General features: G+C 62.4%; 16 protein-coding genes and 4 tRNA genes. 12 read left to right on the top strand and 8 right to left on the bottom strand.

Annotated features, from left to right (window positions below; all coding sequences use genetic code 11):
* The first annotated feature begins 136 nt into the window (after nt 1–136).
* Entirely contained in the window at nt 137–1,441 is a 1,305-nt protein-coding gene (guaD, locus tag BM315_RS01675) for a guanine deaminase (protein WP_090497160.1), read from the top strand.
* 175 nt (nt 1,442–1,616) lie between these two features.
* On the opposite strand, the gene BM315_RS01680 is transcribed toward guaD, so the two are convergent.
* On the bottom strand, nt 1,617–2,387 hold the full coding sequence (locus BM315_RS01680; RefSeq protein ID WP_090497162.1) for a GntR family transcriptional regulator: 771 nt from the start codon (nt 2,385–2,387) through the stop codon (nt 1,617–1,619).
* Between the two features lie 634 nt (nt 2,388–3,021).
* On the opposite strand from BM315_RS01680, the gene BM315_RS01685 reads away from it, so the two are divergent.
* Together BM315_RS01685 and BM315_RS01690 are read left to right on the top strand one after the other, a co-directional pair.
* Nucleotides 3,022–4,371 carry an NCS2 family permease gene (locus BM315_RS01685; protein ID WP_090497164.1) on the top strand — a complete coding sequence of 450 codons (1,350 nt, stop codon included), beginning with the start codon at nt 3,022–3,024 and terminating at the stop codon, nt 4,369–4,371.
* Between the two features lie 68 nt (nt 4,372–4,439).
* Nucleotides 4,440–5,066, top strand: coding sequence for a LysE family translocator (locus BM315_RS01690; protein ID WP_090497166.1), 627 nt, complete (start codon nt 4,440–4,442; stop codon nt 5,064–5,066).
* Between the two features lie 29 nt (nt 5,067–5,095).
* Here the strand turns inward: BM315_RS01690 and prmB are convergent, their stop codons facing one another.
* Nucleotides 5,096–6,016 (bottom strand): 50S ribosomal protein L3 N(5)-glutamine methyltransferase, encoded by a 921-nt coding sequence (gene prmB, locus BM315_RS01695; RefSeq protein ID WP_244527234.1) that lies wholly within the window; start codon nt 6,014–6,016, stop codon nt 5,096–5,098.
* A 238-nt stretch (nt 6,017–6,254) separates the two neighbouring features.
* Between prmB and nhaD the strand changes: the two genes are divergently transcribed.
* Entirely contained in the window at nt 6,255–7,484 is a 1,230-nt protein-coding gene (gene nhaD, locus BM315_RS01700; RefSeq protein ID WP_280140410.1) for a sodium:proton antiporter NhaD, read from the top strand.
* A 44-nt stretch (nt 7,485–7,528) separates the two neighbouring features.
* Here nhaD and BM315_RS24605 read toward each other — a convergent pair whose 3' ends face one another.
* Entirely contained in the window at nt 7,529–7,666 is a 138-nt protein-coding gene (locus tag BM315_RS24605) for a hypothetical protein (RefSeq protein ID WP_170862138.1), read from the bottom strand.
* Nucleotides 7,667–7,811: 145 nt separating this feature from the next.
* On the opposite strand from BM315_RS24605, the gene BM315_RS01705 reads away from it, so the two are divergent.
* The 4 genes from BM315_RS01705 (at nt 7,812) to folE (ending at nt 10,244) form a co-directional block, all read left to right on the top strand.
* On the top strand, nt 7,812–8,408 hold the full coding sequence (locus BM315_RS01705) for a cysteine hydrolase family protein (RefSeq protein ID WP_090497172.1): 597 nt from the start codon (nt 7,812–7,814) through the stop codon (nt 8,406–8,408).
* 100 nt (nt 8,409–8,508) lie between these two features.
* Nucleotides 8,509–8,829 (top strand): hypothetical protein, encoded by a 321-nt coding sequence (locus BM315_RS01710; RefSeq protein WP_090497174.1) that lies wholly within the window; start codon nt 8,509–8,511, stop codon nt 8,827–8,829.
* Between the two features lie 132 nt (nt 8,830–8,961).
* Nucleotides 8,962–9,534, top strand: a complete 573-nt coding sequence (locus BM315_RS01715; RefSeq protein WP_090497176.1) for a Smr/MutS family protein — start codon at nt 8,962–8,964, stop codon at nt 9,532–9,534.
* 161 nt (nt 9,535–9,695) lie between these two features.
* Nucleotides 9,696–10,244: a GTP cyclohydrolase I FolE gene (gene folE / locus BM315_RS01720; protein ID WP_090497179.1), complete on the top strand. Its 549-nt coding sequence runs from the start codon at nt 9,696–9,698 to the stop codon at nt 10,242–10,244.
* A gap of 91 nt (nt 10,245–10,335) precedes the next feature.
* On the opposite strand, the gene BM315_RS01725 is transcribed toward folE, so the two are convergent.
* Nucleotides 10,336–10,992 carry a transglutaminase-like domain-containing protein gene (locus tag BM315_RS01725; RefSeq protein ID WP_090497181.1) on the bottom strand — a complete coding sequence of 219 codons (657 nt, stop codon included), beginning with the start codon at nt 10,990–10,992 and terminating at the stop codon, nt 10,336–10,338.
* A gap of 158 nt (nt 10,993–11,150) precedes the next feature.
* Between BM315_RS01725 and BM315_RS01730 the strand changes: the two genes are divergently transcribed.
* Both BM315_RS01730 and BM315_RS01735 read left to right on the top strand, forming a co-directional pair.
* Nucleotides 11,151–13,598, top strand: coding sequence for an acyl-CoA dehydrogenase (locus tag BM315_RS01730; RefSeq protein WP_090497183.1), 2,448 nt, complete (start codon nt 11,151–11,153; stop codon nt 13,596–13,598).
* 82 nt (nt 13,599–13,680) lie between these two features.
* Nucleotides 13,681–14,091, top strand: coding sequence for a PA2817 family protein (locus BM315_RS01735; protein ID WP_090497185.1), 411 nt, complete (start codon nt 13,681–13,683; stop codon nt 14,089–14,091).
* Nucleotides 14,092–14,217: 126 nt separating this feature from the next.
* Here BM315_RS01735 and BM315_RS01740 read toward each other — a convergent pair.
* From BM315_RS01740 to BM315_RS01755, 4 genes are all read right to left on the bottom strand, one after another.
* Nucleotides 14,218–14,293, bottom strand: a tRNA-Gly gene (locus tag BM315_RS01740).
* Nucleotides 14,294–14,320: 27 nt separating this feature from the next.
* Nucleotides 14,321–14,396 (bottom strand) — tRNA-Glu (locus BM315_RS01745).
* Between the two features lie 73 nt (nt 14,397–14,469).
* Nucleotides 14,470–14,545: transfer RNA gene (locus BM315_RS01750), tRNA-Gly, on the bottom strand.
* Between the two features lie 27 nt (nt 14,546–14,572).
* Nucleotides 14,573–14,648 (bottom strand) — tRNA-Glu (locus tag BM315_RS01755).
* Between the two features lie 221 nt (nt 14,649–14,869).
* On the opposite strand from BM315_RS01755, the gene BM315_RS01760 reads away from it, so the two are divergent.
* Nucleotides 14,870–15,640 carry a hypothetical protein gene (locus BM315_RS01760; protein ID WP_090497186.1) on the top strand — a complete coding sequence of 257 codons (771 nt, stop codon included), beginning with the start codon at nt 14,870–14,872 and terminating at the stop codon, nt 15,638–15,640.
* Between the two features lie 42 nt (nt 15,641–15,682).
* A complete protein-coding gene (locus BM315_RS01765; protein WP_090497188.1) occupies nt 15,683–16,345 on the top strand; it encodes a glutathione S-transferase family protein in 663 nt (220 codons plus the stop codon).

Here is a 16,345-nt window from a genome sequence, read left to right on the forward strand (position 1 = left end):
TGAGCGAAGCGATACCCAACATCCGGTTCGCAGAACCGGCCAGGTCGTAGGGTGCGCGGGGCCGCCTAGGCTGTGCGCACCACCCCATCCTCCTCGGTGCGCACGGCGCACCCTACGCATGAACGAGATGCACTAGATGACTAGCACCCTCAAAGCCTACCGCGCCGCCATCCTGCACAGCATCGCCGACCCCGCAGTGGTCGGCGTCGAGCAGTCCTATGAATATTTCGAGGACGGCGTGCTGCTGGTCGAGGACGACCGGATCGCCCGGGTCGGCCACGCCGCCGATCTGCTACCGATGCTCAAGGGTGTCGAGCTTACCGAGTATCAGGATGCCCTGATCACCCCCGGCTTTATCGACACCCATATCCACTACCCGCAGACCGGGATGATCGCCTCCTACGGCGAGCAGTTGCTCGACTGGCTGAACACTTACACCTTCCCCACCGAAAAACAGTTCGCCGACAAGGCCCACGCGGCGGATGTGGCCGGCATCTTCCTCAAGGAGCTGCTGCGCAACGGCACCACCACCGCCCTGGTGTTCGGCAGCGTGCACAAGCAATCGGTGGACGCCTTCTTCGAGGTGGCCTGCGCGCTGAACCTGCGCATGATCGCCGGCAAGGTGCTGATGGACCGCAACGCGCCGGACTACCTGACCGACACCGCCGAGTCGGGCTACGCCGAGAGCAAGGAGCTGATCGAGCGCTGGCATGGCAAGGGCCGCCTGCATTACGCGGTGACCCCGCGCTTCGCCCCGACCAGTACGCCGGAACAGCTGAGTCTGGCCGGCAAGCTGCTCGGCGAATACCCGGACCTGTATATGCACACCCACCTGTCGGAGAACCGTCAGGAGATCGAATGGGTCAAGGCGCTGTTCCCCGAGCGCAAGGGCTACCTGGATGTGTACGACCACTACCAGCTGATCGGCCCGCGCGCGGTCTTCGCCCACGGTGTGCACCTGTGCGACGAGGAATGCCAGCGTCTGGCGGAGACCGGCTCGGCGGTGGCCTTCTGTCCGACCTCCAACCTGTTCCTCGGCAGCGGCCTGTTCGACCTGAACAAGCTGGAGCAGCACCGCGTGCGCGTCGGCCTGGGCACCGATGTCGGCGCCGGCACCAGCTTCAGCCAGCTGCAGTCGCTGAACGAGGCATACAAGATCATGCAGTTGCAGGGCAAGAAGCTCGATCCATTCAAGTCGCTATACCTGGCCACATTGGGCGGCGCCGAAGCGCTGTACCTGGACGACAAGATCGGTAACTTCGTCAGCGGTAAAGACGCGGATTTCGTGGTGCTCGACTACAAGGCCACACCGCTGATCGACTACCGCATGCAACAGGCCAGGAGCCTGGCCGAGAAGCTGTTCGCCCTGTGCATGCTCGGCGACGACCGCGCGATCAAGCAAACCTTCGCCGCCGGCCAGTCGGTCCACGTACGCGATTGAGGCAGACCGTGGGAGGCGCTTTCGGCTCGGGCATCCTGCTTCGCTCTACCTCCTGCATCCATGCAGTCGCAGCGGCGACTGTCGCGGCTAAAGCGGAGCGCCGCCCGGCCCCGCCCACGGTCCCGTATCAGACACCGCGATCGTGGCGCGCCGCATTCTACAGGTCGATTGCCAATCAACGACCGGCCGGAGTACGCCCCGGCTTCTTCTTGGCGGTCTGCAGCAAGTGCGAGAACACCGCGTGCAGGTCGTCGGAGGCGCTCTCCTCGTCGAGGTTGAGCTTGCTGTCGATATGGTCCATGTGATGCATCATCAGGCTCACGGCCTTGCTCGCATCGCGGGCCTCGATGGCATCGATCAGCTGGTTGTGTTCGTCATAGGAGCAGTGCGAACGGCTGCCGCTCTCGTACTGGGCAATGATCAACGAGGTCTGCGACACCAGGCTGCGCTGGAAGCTGATCAGCGGCGCATTCTTCGCCGCCTCGGCCAGCTTCAGGTGGAACTCGCCTGACAGGCGGATACCCGCCCCACGGTCGCCACGGGAGAAGCAGGCTTGCTCGTCCCTGACCATCTGCCGCAATTCGGCCAGTTGCTCGGCCGTGGCATGCTCGACCGCCAGCTCGGTAATCGCGCGCTCGACCATGCGCCGCGCATAGAAAATCTGCCGGGCCTCTTCCACGCTGGGGCTGGCGACCACGGCACCACGATTGGGTCGTAACAACACGACGCTTTCGTGGCCCAGACGCGACAAGGCGCGGCGGATGATGGTGCGGCTAACGCCGAAGATTTCGCCCAGGGCTTCTTCGCTCAGCTTGGTGCCAGGCGCCAGGCGCTGTTCGAGGATGGCGTCGAAGATATGTGCGTAGACGACATCGTCCTGAGTCCCGCTGTGGCTGCTTTTGCCGGTACCCGGCTGCTTCTTGAGGGGCTGCAATTGCTCGTTCATTCTGGCTCGCGTCAAAGAGGTTCGGCCTGTACCGAGACTCTACTGCTATTCACCCAGTGACTGGCAAGCAGTATGTGGTGAAAAACAACAGGAAAAATACTGGCGTATTGTACACAATTCGACCAATTCACACAGGCTCCGTAGACCCATTGCGCCACCGCCCGATCGAAACGCAGCGCCCCGGCTGCGTCTGCCACTCTCGCCAGCCGCCTGATGCGCCTAAATCAATTTCTTATAAGAAGCGGGGCTGTTGCCAAAAAATCAACTCAAGACCCCATCGACGGCGTTAATGCCAGCGCCAGGAGCGCACACGACGAATGCCGAAAAGCCCCTGTTTTATCCTCTTATCTATCTGATTCAAATAGATTTTAAATGATATACGGCTGACCGTTTCCGCGTTGAAAACGGTGCGGACCGGCTAACGATAATCAGCCGACATCCGTCGTGCAAAACATAAAACATTAATTGCTTTTTTTGTATACAACAGCATAATCGCCTCAGTGTAGCTTTCTGACCTACCGGTCAACAATTGACCCAGTGAGCACACCCGAACGCACCACCTACCTCAGAGAGTCGAGCGTGCGCAGTACAGGCTCTGGGTGGTACACAACAAGAGAGATGAGGAGTTCCCACTGTGGAAAGCGCCAAACAAGAACAACATGCAACTCACGTCCAAGGGCTGATCAAACCTGGCCTGCTCGATCGTTTCTTCAAGCTGACCGAACACCGTACCAGCATCAAAACCGAACTGCTGGCCGGCCTGACGACCTTCGTCACCATGGCCTACATCATCTTCGTCAACCCCAGCATCATGGCCAGTGCGGGCGTCGATCACGGCGCGGCCTTCGTTGCCACCTGCATAGGCGCGGCGCTGGGTTGCTTCCTCATGGGTCTATACGCCAACTGGCCGGTCGGCCTGGCGCCGGGCATGGGTCTGAACGCCTTCTTCACCTATACGGTGGTCGGCGAGATGGGCTATAGCTGGCAGATTGCCCTGGGTGCGGTGTTCATCTCCGGTGTGCTGTTCATGATCATGAGCCTGTCACGCATCCGCGAATGGCTGCTCAACAGCATCCCCATGAGCCTGCGTTTCGCCATGGGCGCCGGGGTCGGTCTGTTCCTCGGCCTGATCGGCCTGAAAACCGCGGGCATCGTCGTCGACAGCCCGGCCACCCTGCTGACCATGGGCTCGTTCGGCGAACCCAGCGCGCTGCTGGCCGCCCTGTGCTTTCTGCTGATCGCGGTACTCAGCCACCGCAATGTGTTCGGCGCCATCCTGTTCAGCATGCTCGGCGTTACCGCCCTGGGCTGGGCCATGGGTCTGGTCGAGTACAATGGCCTGGTGTCGATGCCGCCGAGCCTGGCGCCAACCTTCCTGGCCATGGATATCGCCGGTGCCTTCAACGTGGCGATGATCAGCGTGATTCTGGCCTTCCTCTTCGTCAACATGTTCGACACCGCCGGCACCCTGATGGGCGTGGCGCACCGGGCCAATCTGGTCGATGAAGACGGCAAGATCCAGAACCTGTCCAGGGCGCTCAAGGCCGACAGCACCTCCAGCGTGGTTGGTGCCCTGGTCGGTTGCCCGCCGGTGACCAGCTACGTGGAAAGTGCCTCGGGCGTTGCCGCCGGTGGCCGCACCGGTCTCACCGCGGTCACCGTTGGCCTGCTGTTCCTCGCGGCGATGTTCTTCGCCCCCCTGGCCGGAATGATTCCCGCCTTCGCCACCGCCGGCGCGCTGATCTATGTGGCGATGCTGATGATGAGCGGCATGGCGCATATCGACTGGAAGGACCAGACCGATACCATCCCGGCGATCGTCACCGTGGTGATGATGCCGCTGACCTTCTCCATCGCCAACGGTATCGCCCTGGGCTTCCTGACCTACGCCACGCTGAAGCTGCTGACCGGCCAGCGCGACAAGGTTTCGGTCAGCCTGTATGTGTTGTGCATCATCTTTATCGCCAAGTTCGCCTTCCTGTAAGGTTCACCCGAGCGATACCCGAGCCCTGGCGCATGGCGCCGGGGCTTTTCCATATCAGGAGAGAATGAATGAGTCTGGAAACCTGGCTGCTGTTCAGCAGCGCCGCGCTGGTCGTGATCCTGATCCCCGGGCCGCTGTCGCTGCTGATGGTCAGCAACAGCCTGAACTATGGCCTGCGCCGCTCATTGCCGGCGTTTCTCGGCGGGGTATCGGCTTCGATCTGCCTGCTCAGCACCTCGGCCCTGGGCCTGGGCGCCCTGCTGCTGGCCTCGGAGTCGCTGTTCCGCGCCCTGAAGATCGTCGGCGCACTCTACCTGTTCTACCTCGCCTGGCAGAGCTGGCAAGCCTCGCGCCAGGCGGCCAAGCCGGCCAGCGCCGAAGAACAGCCGGTCAATCCGGGCTTTCGCGCCATGTTCTGGCAGGCTTTCGGCCTGGGCGCCAGCAACCCCAAGGACATCCTGTTCTTCGCCGCCTTCCTGCCGCAGTTCATCAGCGCGGACAAGCCGATGCTGAGCCAGCTGCTGGTGCTGATCGCCAGCTGGGCGGTGCTCGACCTGGGCTGCAAGCTGTTCTACGGCCTCAGCGCCCACGGTGCGGCGCGCTACCTGCGTTCGGGCAAGGGCCAGGTGTGGTTCAACCGGGTCAGCGCGGCCCTGTTTGGCGGTGCTGGCGCGGCCTCGCTGCTGAGCCGCTGATTAACCATAGAGCGGTTGCCCCACCCCCATCAACCGTTCAGACGCTGGCGAAACAGCGCCTGATGCTCGCGGCACTGCTGGGCCGCCAGCAGGAATACGCCATGGCCGCCGCGCTCGAACTCCAGCCAGGTGAAGTCGACTTCCGGGTACAGGGCGCTGACATGCACCTGGCTGTTGCCGACTTCGACGATCAGCAGGCCCTTGTCAGTCAGATGATCGGCAGCTTCGGCCAGCATACGCCGCACCAGATCCAGACCATCCTCGCCGCACGCCAGGCCCAGGGCCGGCTCGTGCTGGTATTCGGCCGGCATGTCGGCGAAATCCTCGGCATCGACGTAGGGCGGGTTGGATACGATCAAATCGAAGCGCTGCCCCGGCAACCCGTCGAAGCCATCGCCCTGCACGCTGTAGACGCGATCATCCAGCTGGTGCCGCTCGATATTCTGGTTGGCCACCTCCAGCGCCTGATACGACAGGTCGGCCAATACCACCTCGGCCTCGGGGAATTCGTAGGCGCAGGCGATGCCGATGCAGCCGGAGCCCGCACAGAGGTCGAGAATCCGCGTAGGTTCCTCGGGTAGCCAGGGCTGGAAATGTTGCTCGATCAACTCGCCAATCGGTGAGCGGGGAATCAGCACGCGCTCGTCGACGATAAAGGGCAGGCCACAGAACCAGGCCTCGCCCAGCAGGTAGGCGGTCGGTACGCGTTCCTCGATGCGCCGCTTGAGCAAGGCTTGCAGATGTGCGTGCTCGTCATCCTCCAGACGGCAGTCGAGGTAGCTGTCGGCGATCTGCCAAGGCAGATGCACAGCCCCCAGCACCAACTGGCGGGCCTCGTCCCAGGCATTGTCGCTGCCATGACCGAAGAACAGCTCTTCGCGATTGAAACAGCTGACAGCCCAGCGGATGTAATCACGCAGGGTCCGTAAACGGGTAGGCACTGCAGTCACAAGAGTCTCTCCTGGCAAAAGTCGGCGCAGTTTAGCCGAAGCGCCCGAGCATGGCGTATGGCCGCAATTAAATAGCGTGCGGCCCATGCGACCCCGTGTCGCAGCGCCAGGCGTTCCGATATAATTTGTAACGAATTCTCAACCCCTCCCTACCCCTTCCTTTCGAGACCCACCACAAATGGTCATAGAACCCTTCTCGCTCACGGGCTTGCTCGTGCTGGCGATATTCCTGCTTGGCATGACGCTTATCGTTTTTGAAGCACAATTGGAGATGGATAAATTCAAGCCGGCCATGTTCATGATGTCCGGTTTGATCGTCATCGGCGTCCACTACGCCATCAACGACCCCAACGGCGTGCAGTACTTCCTCCACGCGCAGAGCGAGACCAAGGAAGAACTGTTCGGCCTGATCGCCTTCATGGCGTTCATGTGGATGGTGGTCGAGCTGCTCAACGAGCGGAACGTGTTCACCGCGCTCAACGGCTACCTGATGCGCAGGGGCCTGGGCGCCAAAGGCATGTTCTGGGCCACCGGCGCCCTGTCGGCACTGCTCTCGCCGTTTCTCAACAACATCACCACCGCGATGATCTTCGGCAAGACGGTGAAAAGCATCTCCACCCACCAGCGCTACACCCATGTGGCGCTGTGCAACATCGTCGTGGCGTCCAACAGCGGGGTGTGGTTTCTCGGCACCTCGACCAGTCTGATGGTGGTGCTGGCCGGCAAGATCAGCATCGCCGGGCTGTTGCTGCTAATTCCCTCGGCCCTGATCGGCTGGCTGCTGTTCGCCGCCACCCTGCACTTCTTCTATTTGCGCAAGCTCGACGGCCAGGACCTGATCCACCTGGCCGACGCTTCGGAAACCGGGCTCAAGCCCGGTGGCGCGGGGCTGGCCATCGTCGGTTTCTGCGCCGTGGTCGGTGCGGTGCTGTGCAACATCCTGCTCAAGGTCAGCATCGAATTCGCCATCGGCATCGGCCTGGGTCTGGTCGCCCTCTACGCCTGGTTGCTGATGCGCCGCGGCATCGAACTGCCCTGGCAGGATCAGCTGCAGAAGGTCGAATGGAACGCCCTGCTGTTCTTTATCGGCATCATCACCTCGGTTGCCTGCCTCAACCACGTCGGCTGGCTGACCTATATCTCGCAACTGTTCGAGATGATGAGTCCCACCGGGGTCAACGTGATTCTCGGCATCGCCTCCGGGGTCATGGATAACGTGCCGGTCGAGGCCGCCGCGCTGATGTCCAACCCGCAACTGGGCCTCGATCAGTGGGCACTCAACGCCTTGATGGTCGGGATCGGCGGCTCGTTGACCGTGGTCGGCTCTGCCGCCGGGGTCATGGCCATGTCGCTGGACAAGAGCTACAGCTTCGGCGTGCACCTGAAGTTCCTGCCGGCCATTCTGGTCAACTTCTTCGGCTCGCTGGGCATCTGGTACCTGCAGTTCCAGGTTCTCGGCCTCCATTGACCGAGCGGCGCCCGGCGATCGGCCGGGCGCTCGCTCTGAGGCGCTCACTCGGTTTTCTTGCGCCGCGGTGCGCGCAAGGACGGCTCACCCGGCGCGCGCCTGAGTTCGCGCAACACCGCGATGGAAACCGCCAGGGCGAACAACAACCAGAAATGTGCGGAAAATACTGATAGCAGATCCATAAGCAACTCCTTTTGCGTACGACTCCAGACCCTCTGGATAGGTTCGATTCTGTTCGTCGCCGCGCTCGCGCGTCGAAGAGGTTCACAGCAGCGTCACACAAGCGGACAATGAGTGCTGTCGTCCGCGCCAGCGAGGAGTTAGGTCATGTCTCATCCGCAAACACTGTTTCAGCTCACAGGGCGCAGCCATGCCCCCGCCACCCTGGGCAATGCGACCCTGCTGATCATCGACGTCCAGGAGGAGTACCGCAGCGGCGTGCTGCAGCTGCCAGGGCTCGACTCGGCACTCGCGGAGATCGCCAAACTGCTGACCGCCGCACGCAACACCGGCGCTTCCATCGTCCACGTCAAGCATCTGGGAATTCCCGACGGCCTGCTCGACCCCCGCGGCCCCCGCGGCCACCACCTGCCCGAGGTCGCACCCTTGCCGGGCGAAATCGTGGTGGAAAAACGCATGCCCAACGCCTTCTCCGGGACCGAGTTACATGACCAGCTGCAAGCGCTTGGCCACCTCGACCTGATCGTCTGCGGCTTCATGACCCACTCGAGCATCAGCACCACGGTGCGCGCGGCCAAGGACTATGGCTACCGCTGCACGGTGGTCGACACCGCCTGCGCTACCCGCGACCTGCCGACACTGGACGGCAAGGTCATCAGCGCCGCCGACATGCACCGCGCGGAGATCATCGCCCTGGCCGACAACTTCGCGGCGGTGGTGCCGCAAGCCAGCGCCCTGATCTGACCCCCAGACCAGGTCACATCCTGCGGCCAAGCTTGGCATGCCACCGGAACCACCATAATGTATGCCGGCCAAACCGCCGATACCCACTAAGGAAGTCGGAATGAAGTTATCCGATGGTTTCGATGCTCGTCGCCTGCGCCCGCGCGGGCCGGGCAGCTGGCGCATGCGCCTCGCAGCCATGCTGGCAGCCCTGCTTGCCGCCTTCGGCGTGTTGCTGGCGATGGCCGGCGCAGCCAGCCTGCTCGGCCGGGCCCCGGCGCTTGGTGCGCTGAACGATTCGACCGGCGCAGCCGCGGTATTGCTGGGACTCGGTTTATTCCTGCTGTGGGCCGGCATCGCGGTGTGGCGCCTGTGCCGACGCCGCCTGCGTCGTCCCAGCGATTTGAGCATGGCTCCGCACCTGATGAAGAAACGCGACTGACGGTCGCCTCATCGATCGAGGCGACACCAAAGCCTCAGAGTTTGTGAAACTATCGAGCGCCGTCACAGTAGGCGAGAGTTTTTTCACAAGTTCTCAGCCTTGGTTACACTAGCGGCCTTCGCGGAGGCCCAGATGCAAGACGACAGCAGAGAAGACAACGACAGCGCCCTGTTCAAAGCCGAGTTGCGTGGCGTCAAGCCGCTCAAGCACGACCGCGCCGACACCGGCAAAGCCAAGCCCGACCGTAAACACCTGGCCAGCCTGCGCCAGGCGGCAAGCGTGCGCGTGGATACGGTAAAAGTCGACGGCCTGTCCGACCAGTTCGTCATCGACGTCGGCGCGGAAGACCCGCTGTACTGGGCCGCCAATGGCGTGCAGGAAGGCCAGATGCGCAAGCTCAAACTCGGCCAGATCGGCTTCGATGGCAGCCTCGACCTGCACGGCATGAGCGTGGAGAAGGCCCGCGACACCCTGTGGGAGTTCCTCGCCGAAGCCAGCAAGCTGGAAGTACGCTGCGTGCGCATCACCCACGGCAAGGCCGTGCGCATGGACGGACGCAAGCCGATGATCAAGAGCCACGTCAACACCTGGCTGCGCCAGCATCCCCAGGTGCTGGGCTTCACCTCCTGCCTGGCCAAGCATGGCGGCACCGGAGCGGTGTACGTGATGCTCAAACGCACCATGCTCGATGGCCGCGACGAATAGGCGGCGAAGATCTTTATAAGGCTCTGCCCCCTTAAGCTACTGAGCCAAAGGCCGGCCCACCGCTGAGGCAGTCTGTCGCGCGCCGCTCTTGCCAGCGGGGCGGCCGCACCCTACCCTGCGCCCCCTGTTCTCATCCTTTATGAAGGTCCACAGGAAGATCCATGTCCCTGGAACAAAACTACACGGCAATCCTCGGCCAGATCGGCGAAGACGCGTCCCGCGAAGGCCTGCTCGACACCCCCAAGCGCGCCGCCAAGGCCATGCAATACCTCTGCCGCGGCTACCAGCAGACCCTGGAAGAGGTCACCAACGGCGCGCTGTTCAGCTCCGACAACAGCGAAATGGTGCTGGTCAAGCACATCGAGCTGTATTCGCTGTGCGAGCACCACCTGCTGCCGTTCATCGGCAAGGCCCACGTCGCCTACATCCCCAATGGCAAGGTGCTCGGCCTGTCCAAGGTCGCGCGGATCGTCGACATGTTCGCCCGCCGCCTGCAGATCCAGGAAAACCTCAGCCGGCAGATCGCCGAAGCCGTCCAGGAGGTCACCGGCGCCCTCGGCGTCGCCGTGGTGATCGAAGCCCAGCACATGTGCATGATGATGCGCGGGGTGGAAAAGCAGAACTCCTCGATGGTCACCTCGGTGATGCTCGGCGAGTTCCGCGACAATGCCGCCACCCGCAGCGAATTTCTCAGCCTGATCAATAACTGATCGATTCCACAGCATGAGCAAACCGGGCTAACGACAATCTGCAGCCTGATGCCGACGACCCGGCTTTTGCAGCCGGGTCCGACGCGGCCTGCTAGTGCGCGGCTTCGCCCTGAAAATCCCCCACAAGCAGCGGCGCATCCTCGGCGAACAAATGCGGATAGACCGCCGCCAAATGGCCGAAGAACAGCTCCAGCGGCACGTCGGCGAAACGGCCATGGTCGAGCAGATATTCCATGTAACGCTGTCCCTCCCGGTTGAACGGATGGAACACGCTGTCGCCAAGCCCATCGAACTCCAGCGGCGCCACCTCGAATAGCCGGCACAGCTGCAGATTGAACGCCGGCGTGGCCTTGACCCAGCGCCCCCGCAGATACAACTCGGTATAGCCATGCATGGCGAACACCTCGCTGCGCAGCAGTTCCAGCAGCCGCGGGGTGGCCAGGTGGTTACGCACATCGGCCAGACCGATGCGCGCCGGAATCCCACAATGCCGCGCACAGGCCGCCAGCAGTGTGGCCTTCGGCACGCAGTAGCTCTCGCCATTGAGAAGCGCATGGCTGCCTTTCAGCGTTTGCGGATCACGACTGAATGTATAAGGGTTGTAGCGAATACCATCGCGCACCGCGTAATACAGCCCGACCGCCTGCTCCACCGGATCGCGACTGCTGCCGCGCGACTTTTCCGCGAATTCGACCAACGCCGGGTGGTCACTATCGATGCAGCGGCCGGGCTCCAGGTATTCACGCATTGGGGGTTCTCCGTGATAGAGCACCCAGTCTAACGACGCCGTGCGGGTGCGTGTCACGACACTCCGGCCAAGCTCGGCGCCCTTGCCGCCATCTTTGTATGGATGCCGACTAGACTCATCCTTGGTTCTTTCCTACTCGTCGTCATGGAGGATTTTGCATGCTCGTTGTCTGGTTGCTCGTCCTGCTGGTTGGCACGGCCTACCTGGCCCACCGCCGCACCGCAGCGCTGCCCGCTCTCGGCGTGGTTGCCGGGTACCTGGTCCTCATGGGGCTGTTCAGCAATGCACCCACCTGGCTGCTGGCTGTCTTCTGGCTATTGCTGCTGGCGGTGGCGCTGCCGCTGGCGTTGCCGGAGCAACGGCGAAAACTGCTCAGCACCCCGATGTTCGCCTGGTTTCAACGGGTGCTGCCGCCCATGTCGGATACCGAACGCGACGCCATCGAAGCCGGCACAGTCTGGTGGGACGGCGAACTGTTCAGTGGCCGCCCGGACTGGAACAAGCTGCTGGCCTATCCCAGGGCGCAACTGAGCGAGGAGGAACAGGCCTTTCTCGACGGCCCCACCGAAGAACTCTGCGCCATGGTCAGCGACTGGCAGATCGGCCAGCAGCTGGACTTGCCGGCCAAGGCCTGGCAGCACATCAAGCAGCACGGTTTTTTCGCCCTGATCATCCCCAGGGAATACGGCGGCAAGGGCTTTTCCGCCTATGCCCACTCCCAGGTGGCGATGAAACTGGCCACTCGCAGCGGTGACCTGGCCTCCACTGTGATGGTGCCCAACTCCCTCGGCCCGGCCGAACTGCTGCTGCACTACGGCACCGACGAGCAGCGCCAGCATTACCTGCCGCGCCTGGCCCGCGGCGACGACATCCCCTGCTTCGCCCTCACCGGCCCACTGGCCGGCTCGGACGCCGGGGCCATGCCGGACAGCGGGATCGTCTGCAAGGGTCAGTGGCAAGGCGAGGAGGTACTCGGTCTGCGTCTGACCTGGGAAAAGCGCTACATCACCCTGGGCCCAGTCGCGACCCTGCTCGGCCTGGCCTTCAAGGCCTACGACCCGGATCATCTGCTCGGTGAGCAGGAAGACCTCGGCATCAGCCTGGCCCTGGTGCCAACCGACACGCCCGGGGTGGAAATCGGCCGGCGCCATCTGCCACTCGGCGCCGCCTTCATGAACGGCCCCAACTCGGGAAAAGACGTGTTCATCCCGCTCAACTACCTGATCGGCGGCCAGGACATGCTCGGCAAAGGCTGGATGATGCTGATGAACTGCCTATCGGTCGGCCGTTCCATCTCCCTGCCGGCCGGAGCCACCGGTTCGGCCAAGTTCAGCAGCCTGGTCAGCGGCCAGTACTGTCAGATACGCGAGCAATTCAATGTCCCGCTGGCCGCCTTCGAGGGCATCCAGGAGGCCCTGGCCCGCATCGGCGGCAATACCTGGCTGATGGACAGCGCCCGCATCCTCACCGCCGGCGCGGTGGATCTGGGCGAAAAACCCTCGGTGCTCTCGGCGATTCTCAAGTACCACCTGACCGAGCGCGGCCGCGAATGCGTCAGCCACGCCATGGACGTGCACGGCGGCAAGGGCATCATCATGGGCCCCAACAACTACCTGGCGCGAGCCTGGCAAGGCGCGCCCATCGCCATCACCGTGGAAGGCGCCAACATCCTCTCGCGCAACCTGATGATCTTCGGCCAGGGCGCGATCCGCTGCCATCCCTACGTGCTCAAGGAAATGGCCCTGGCCGGTCGTGAAGACAAGAAACAAGCCCTGCTGGAATTCGACGCCCTGTTGTTGCAGCACATCGGCTTCGCCGTGAGCAACGCGGCCAGCAGCCTGATCCTCAGCCTCGGCCTGGGCGGATTCAGCGAGGTGCCGGGCGATAACCTCTGTCGCCCCTACTTCCGCGCCCTCAATCGCCTGGCCGCGGCCTTCGCCCTGCTTGCCGACCTGAGCATGCTGCTGCTGGGCGGCGAACTGAAACGCCGCGAGCGCCTGTCCGCACGCCTGGGCGATGCGCTCAGCCACCTGTACCTGGCCTCGGCGGCGCTCAAGCGCTACCACGACCTGGATTACCCGGCGCATTCGCGCCCACTGCTGTGCTGGGCCATGGAAGAAAGCCTGGGCCACGCCGAACAGGCGCTGGATGAACTGCTCGGCAACTTCCCGAACAAACTGCTCGGCTGCGCCCTGCGCGTACTGATCTTCCCCTTCGGCCGCCGGCACAAAGGCCCAAGCGACGCACAGGATACCCAGGTCGCCGAGATCCTCGGACGCAACAGCGGCGATCCGGCCCTGGAAGAGTTGCTCGTCGGCTGCTACCGCCCGCAGGCGGAAAACGACCCGGTGGCCGCCCTGCAGCAAGCGGTGGACCTGCTGCAAGGCGCGCAACCCCTGCAGAAGAAACTGGACGAGGCTCTCAGGAAAGGCCGGGTGCAGGAAGTGCCGGGGCAAAGCCCGCTTGACGCCGCAGTCGGCGCCGGCGTTCTCAGTGCGGAAGAAGCGCAGAGCCTGCACCAGGCCGAAACGGCGCGACGCGTGGTGATCGACGTCGACGACTTCGCCAAGGAAGAACTGAAGCTCGGCCGCGGCAAGGTGCGCTAGTGCAGGAGTTGTTCACGGCCTGGGACAGTGGCCACCCAGAGCCTTATACTGGCGCGCCCGTTTTACCTACAGGATTCTTCTCATGGCCAACGCCCACCTCGATCATCACCTCGCCCTGCTCGCCCATCTGCGCACCATTCTGGTCGCCTTGGGCGAAGCCGAGCAGATCCTCGATGACAGCCACGCCATGTACCTGGAACGCTACGACGAACTGCTCGCCGATCTGCCAAACGATCCGGAAGCCAGCCTCTACCTCGGCCAGGATCTGATCAGCCAGATCTTCCAGCGCTACCCGCAAATCGCCCACCTGGTCCCGCGCGACCTGTTGTGGTTCTTCGGCGGCGACTGCCTGCACTTCATGCCCGACGAAGAAATCGAGATATACCAGATCCTGGAAGAACGCCGCTTCCATGCCCTGGAAAACGACGAGCCGTTCGACTGGATCCAGGAAAAGCAGTTGCTGACCATGCCCGCGCAAGGCAGCAAGCACTAGGAGCGCAGCAGTTAAACGAAAAAGCCCGCACGGCATCACCGGCGGGCTTTTTCTTGAGTGGGAAAATCAAGCAGATACGAAAACGCCGCTCAATGAACGGCGTTTTCGTTGCTTTACCTTGAAATTTGGAGCGGGAAACGAGACTCGAACTCGCGACCCCGACCTTGGCAAGGTCGTGCTCTACCAACTGAGCTATTCCCGCAGATACAACAGACAGCTACAACAAAAATGGCGTCCCCTAGGGGACTCGAACCCCTGTTACCGCCGTGAAAGGGCGGTGTCCTAGGCCACTAGACGAAGGGGACCTGGAACTTACTGCTTCAGCCGACTGATTACCGGCTGACCCGGGCAGCGCTCTACAAGCACTGCCGGAAAATCTGGAGCGGGAAACGAGACTCGAACTCGCGACCCCGACCTTGGCAAGGTCGTGCTCTACCAACTGAGCTATTCCCGCAAATACAACAGACAGCCACAACAATAATGGCGTCCCCTAGGGGACTCGAACCCCTGTTACCGCCGTGAAAGGGCGGTGTCCTAGGCCACTAGACGAAGGGGACGCAACCCGGAACCTGCAATACACTTCCGGCTTCCTGCTCACTGCAACAATGCATTGCGCTGGAAGTGGCGCGCATTCTATGGATCCTCTGCACGGTCGTCAACCTCTCTGTAAATTTTTTTTAAAATCAATGACTTCAATCCAGATTATAAGGCTGCTCTATCAGCCCTGCGGCTAAGGCACTACACTCCAACGCAAACCAGCATTCGCGAGGCGGTACCGATGTCCCCACTGGTCATTACCCTGCTGATTGTCGGCGGCATCGCCCTGTTGATCGCCATTGCCTTGGTCAATCACATGGTCGAGAACAACAAGCTGGAAAAAGCCCGCCTCAGGACCGAGCTCAATGAGCGTATCCGCCGTTGCGCCACTGTATCCGAGTCCCTGCCCGGACAGCTGATGACGCCCCAGCTGAAACTCATGCTCAGCCGCCTGCAGATGCATTTCGCCCAGCGTCTGGTGCAATTGCAGCCAAGCAATGCTGACAGCAAAGCGCAACTGGAAGCACTGCACCAGCTGATTGCCCAGGGCGAGGCGATCCCGGTACAGAATCCGCTGCAGCAGATCGTCAGCGAAGTCAAAGCCAAGGAAGTTCGCTTTCAACTGGAAAACCTGCACGGACAAATCACCCGCTGCACCCAGGATGGCATCCTGCCTGCCAATGAAGCCAAGCACTGGGTCAATGAAATTCGCCACATGCTGGTGCAACTGCATATCGAGCTATTCGGCAACCTCGGCCATCAGGCTCTGCAACAGAACCAACCCGGTCAGGCGCGCCTGGCGTTCGAGCGCGGCGTGCAGTACCTGCGCAAGCAAACCGACAACGCGCGCTACCAAGCACCGCTGCAGAAATTCGAAGCCCAACTCGCCCGCGCCAATGCCATGGTGGTGGACATGGGCAAGCCTGCAGCCGACGATGCCAGTGAGCTGACCGCGGGCCTGAAAAGCCTGGAAAGCGAAGAAGACTGGAAGAAGAAGAATATTTACGACTGAGCCCGACCGCCCCCCCTTACCCACAGCAGACAAGGACATTCGATGAGCCTGACAGTCTATGGCGCGCCGCTCTCGCCCTTCGTACGCAAAGTACGCCTGTGCCTGGCGGAGAAAGACCTCGAGTACAGCCTGGAAATCATTCTGCCCTTCGGCCAGCCCGCCTGGTATCGCGAACTCAACCCGCTGGGCCGTATCCCGGCACTGCAGGACGGCGATTTCAGCCTGGCCGACTCCAGCGTGATCTGCCAGTACCTCGAAGACAACTACCCGGAACGCACAGCCCTGCTGGGCCGCAATGCCGAGCAGCGCGCCCGTGTGCGCTGGCTGGAGAAATACAGCGACTACGAGCTGGGGCCACTCTGTACCTTCGGCGTATTCCGCAACCGCGTTCTGAAACAGTCCATGGGCCAGCCCTGCGATGAGGCAGCAGTGCAGCGCGCTCTGACGGAAAAGCTGCCGGCGCACTTCGACTACCTGGAGCAGACACTGGGCAGCGCCGAGTACTTCGTCGGAGACAGCCTGACCCTGGCCGACCTGGCATTTGCCTGCCAGTTAATCAACATGGAACATGGCGATGAGCACCTGGATGCCCAGCGCTGGCCGAACCTGGCCGCACTCCATCGGCGCGTGAAAGCGCGCCCCTCGGTGCAGGCGCTATTGGCCGGCGAGCAAAAGGTACTGGCCAAGATGGCCAGCAAAACCTGA

It is taken from the genome of Pseudomonas borbori (assembly GCF_900115555.1).
GTDB classification, from domain to species: Bacteria; Pseudomonadota; Gammaproteobacteria; order Pseudomonadales; family Pseudomonadaceae; genus Aquipseudomonas; species Aquipseudomonas borbori.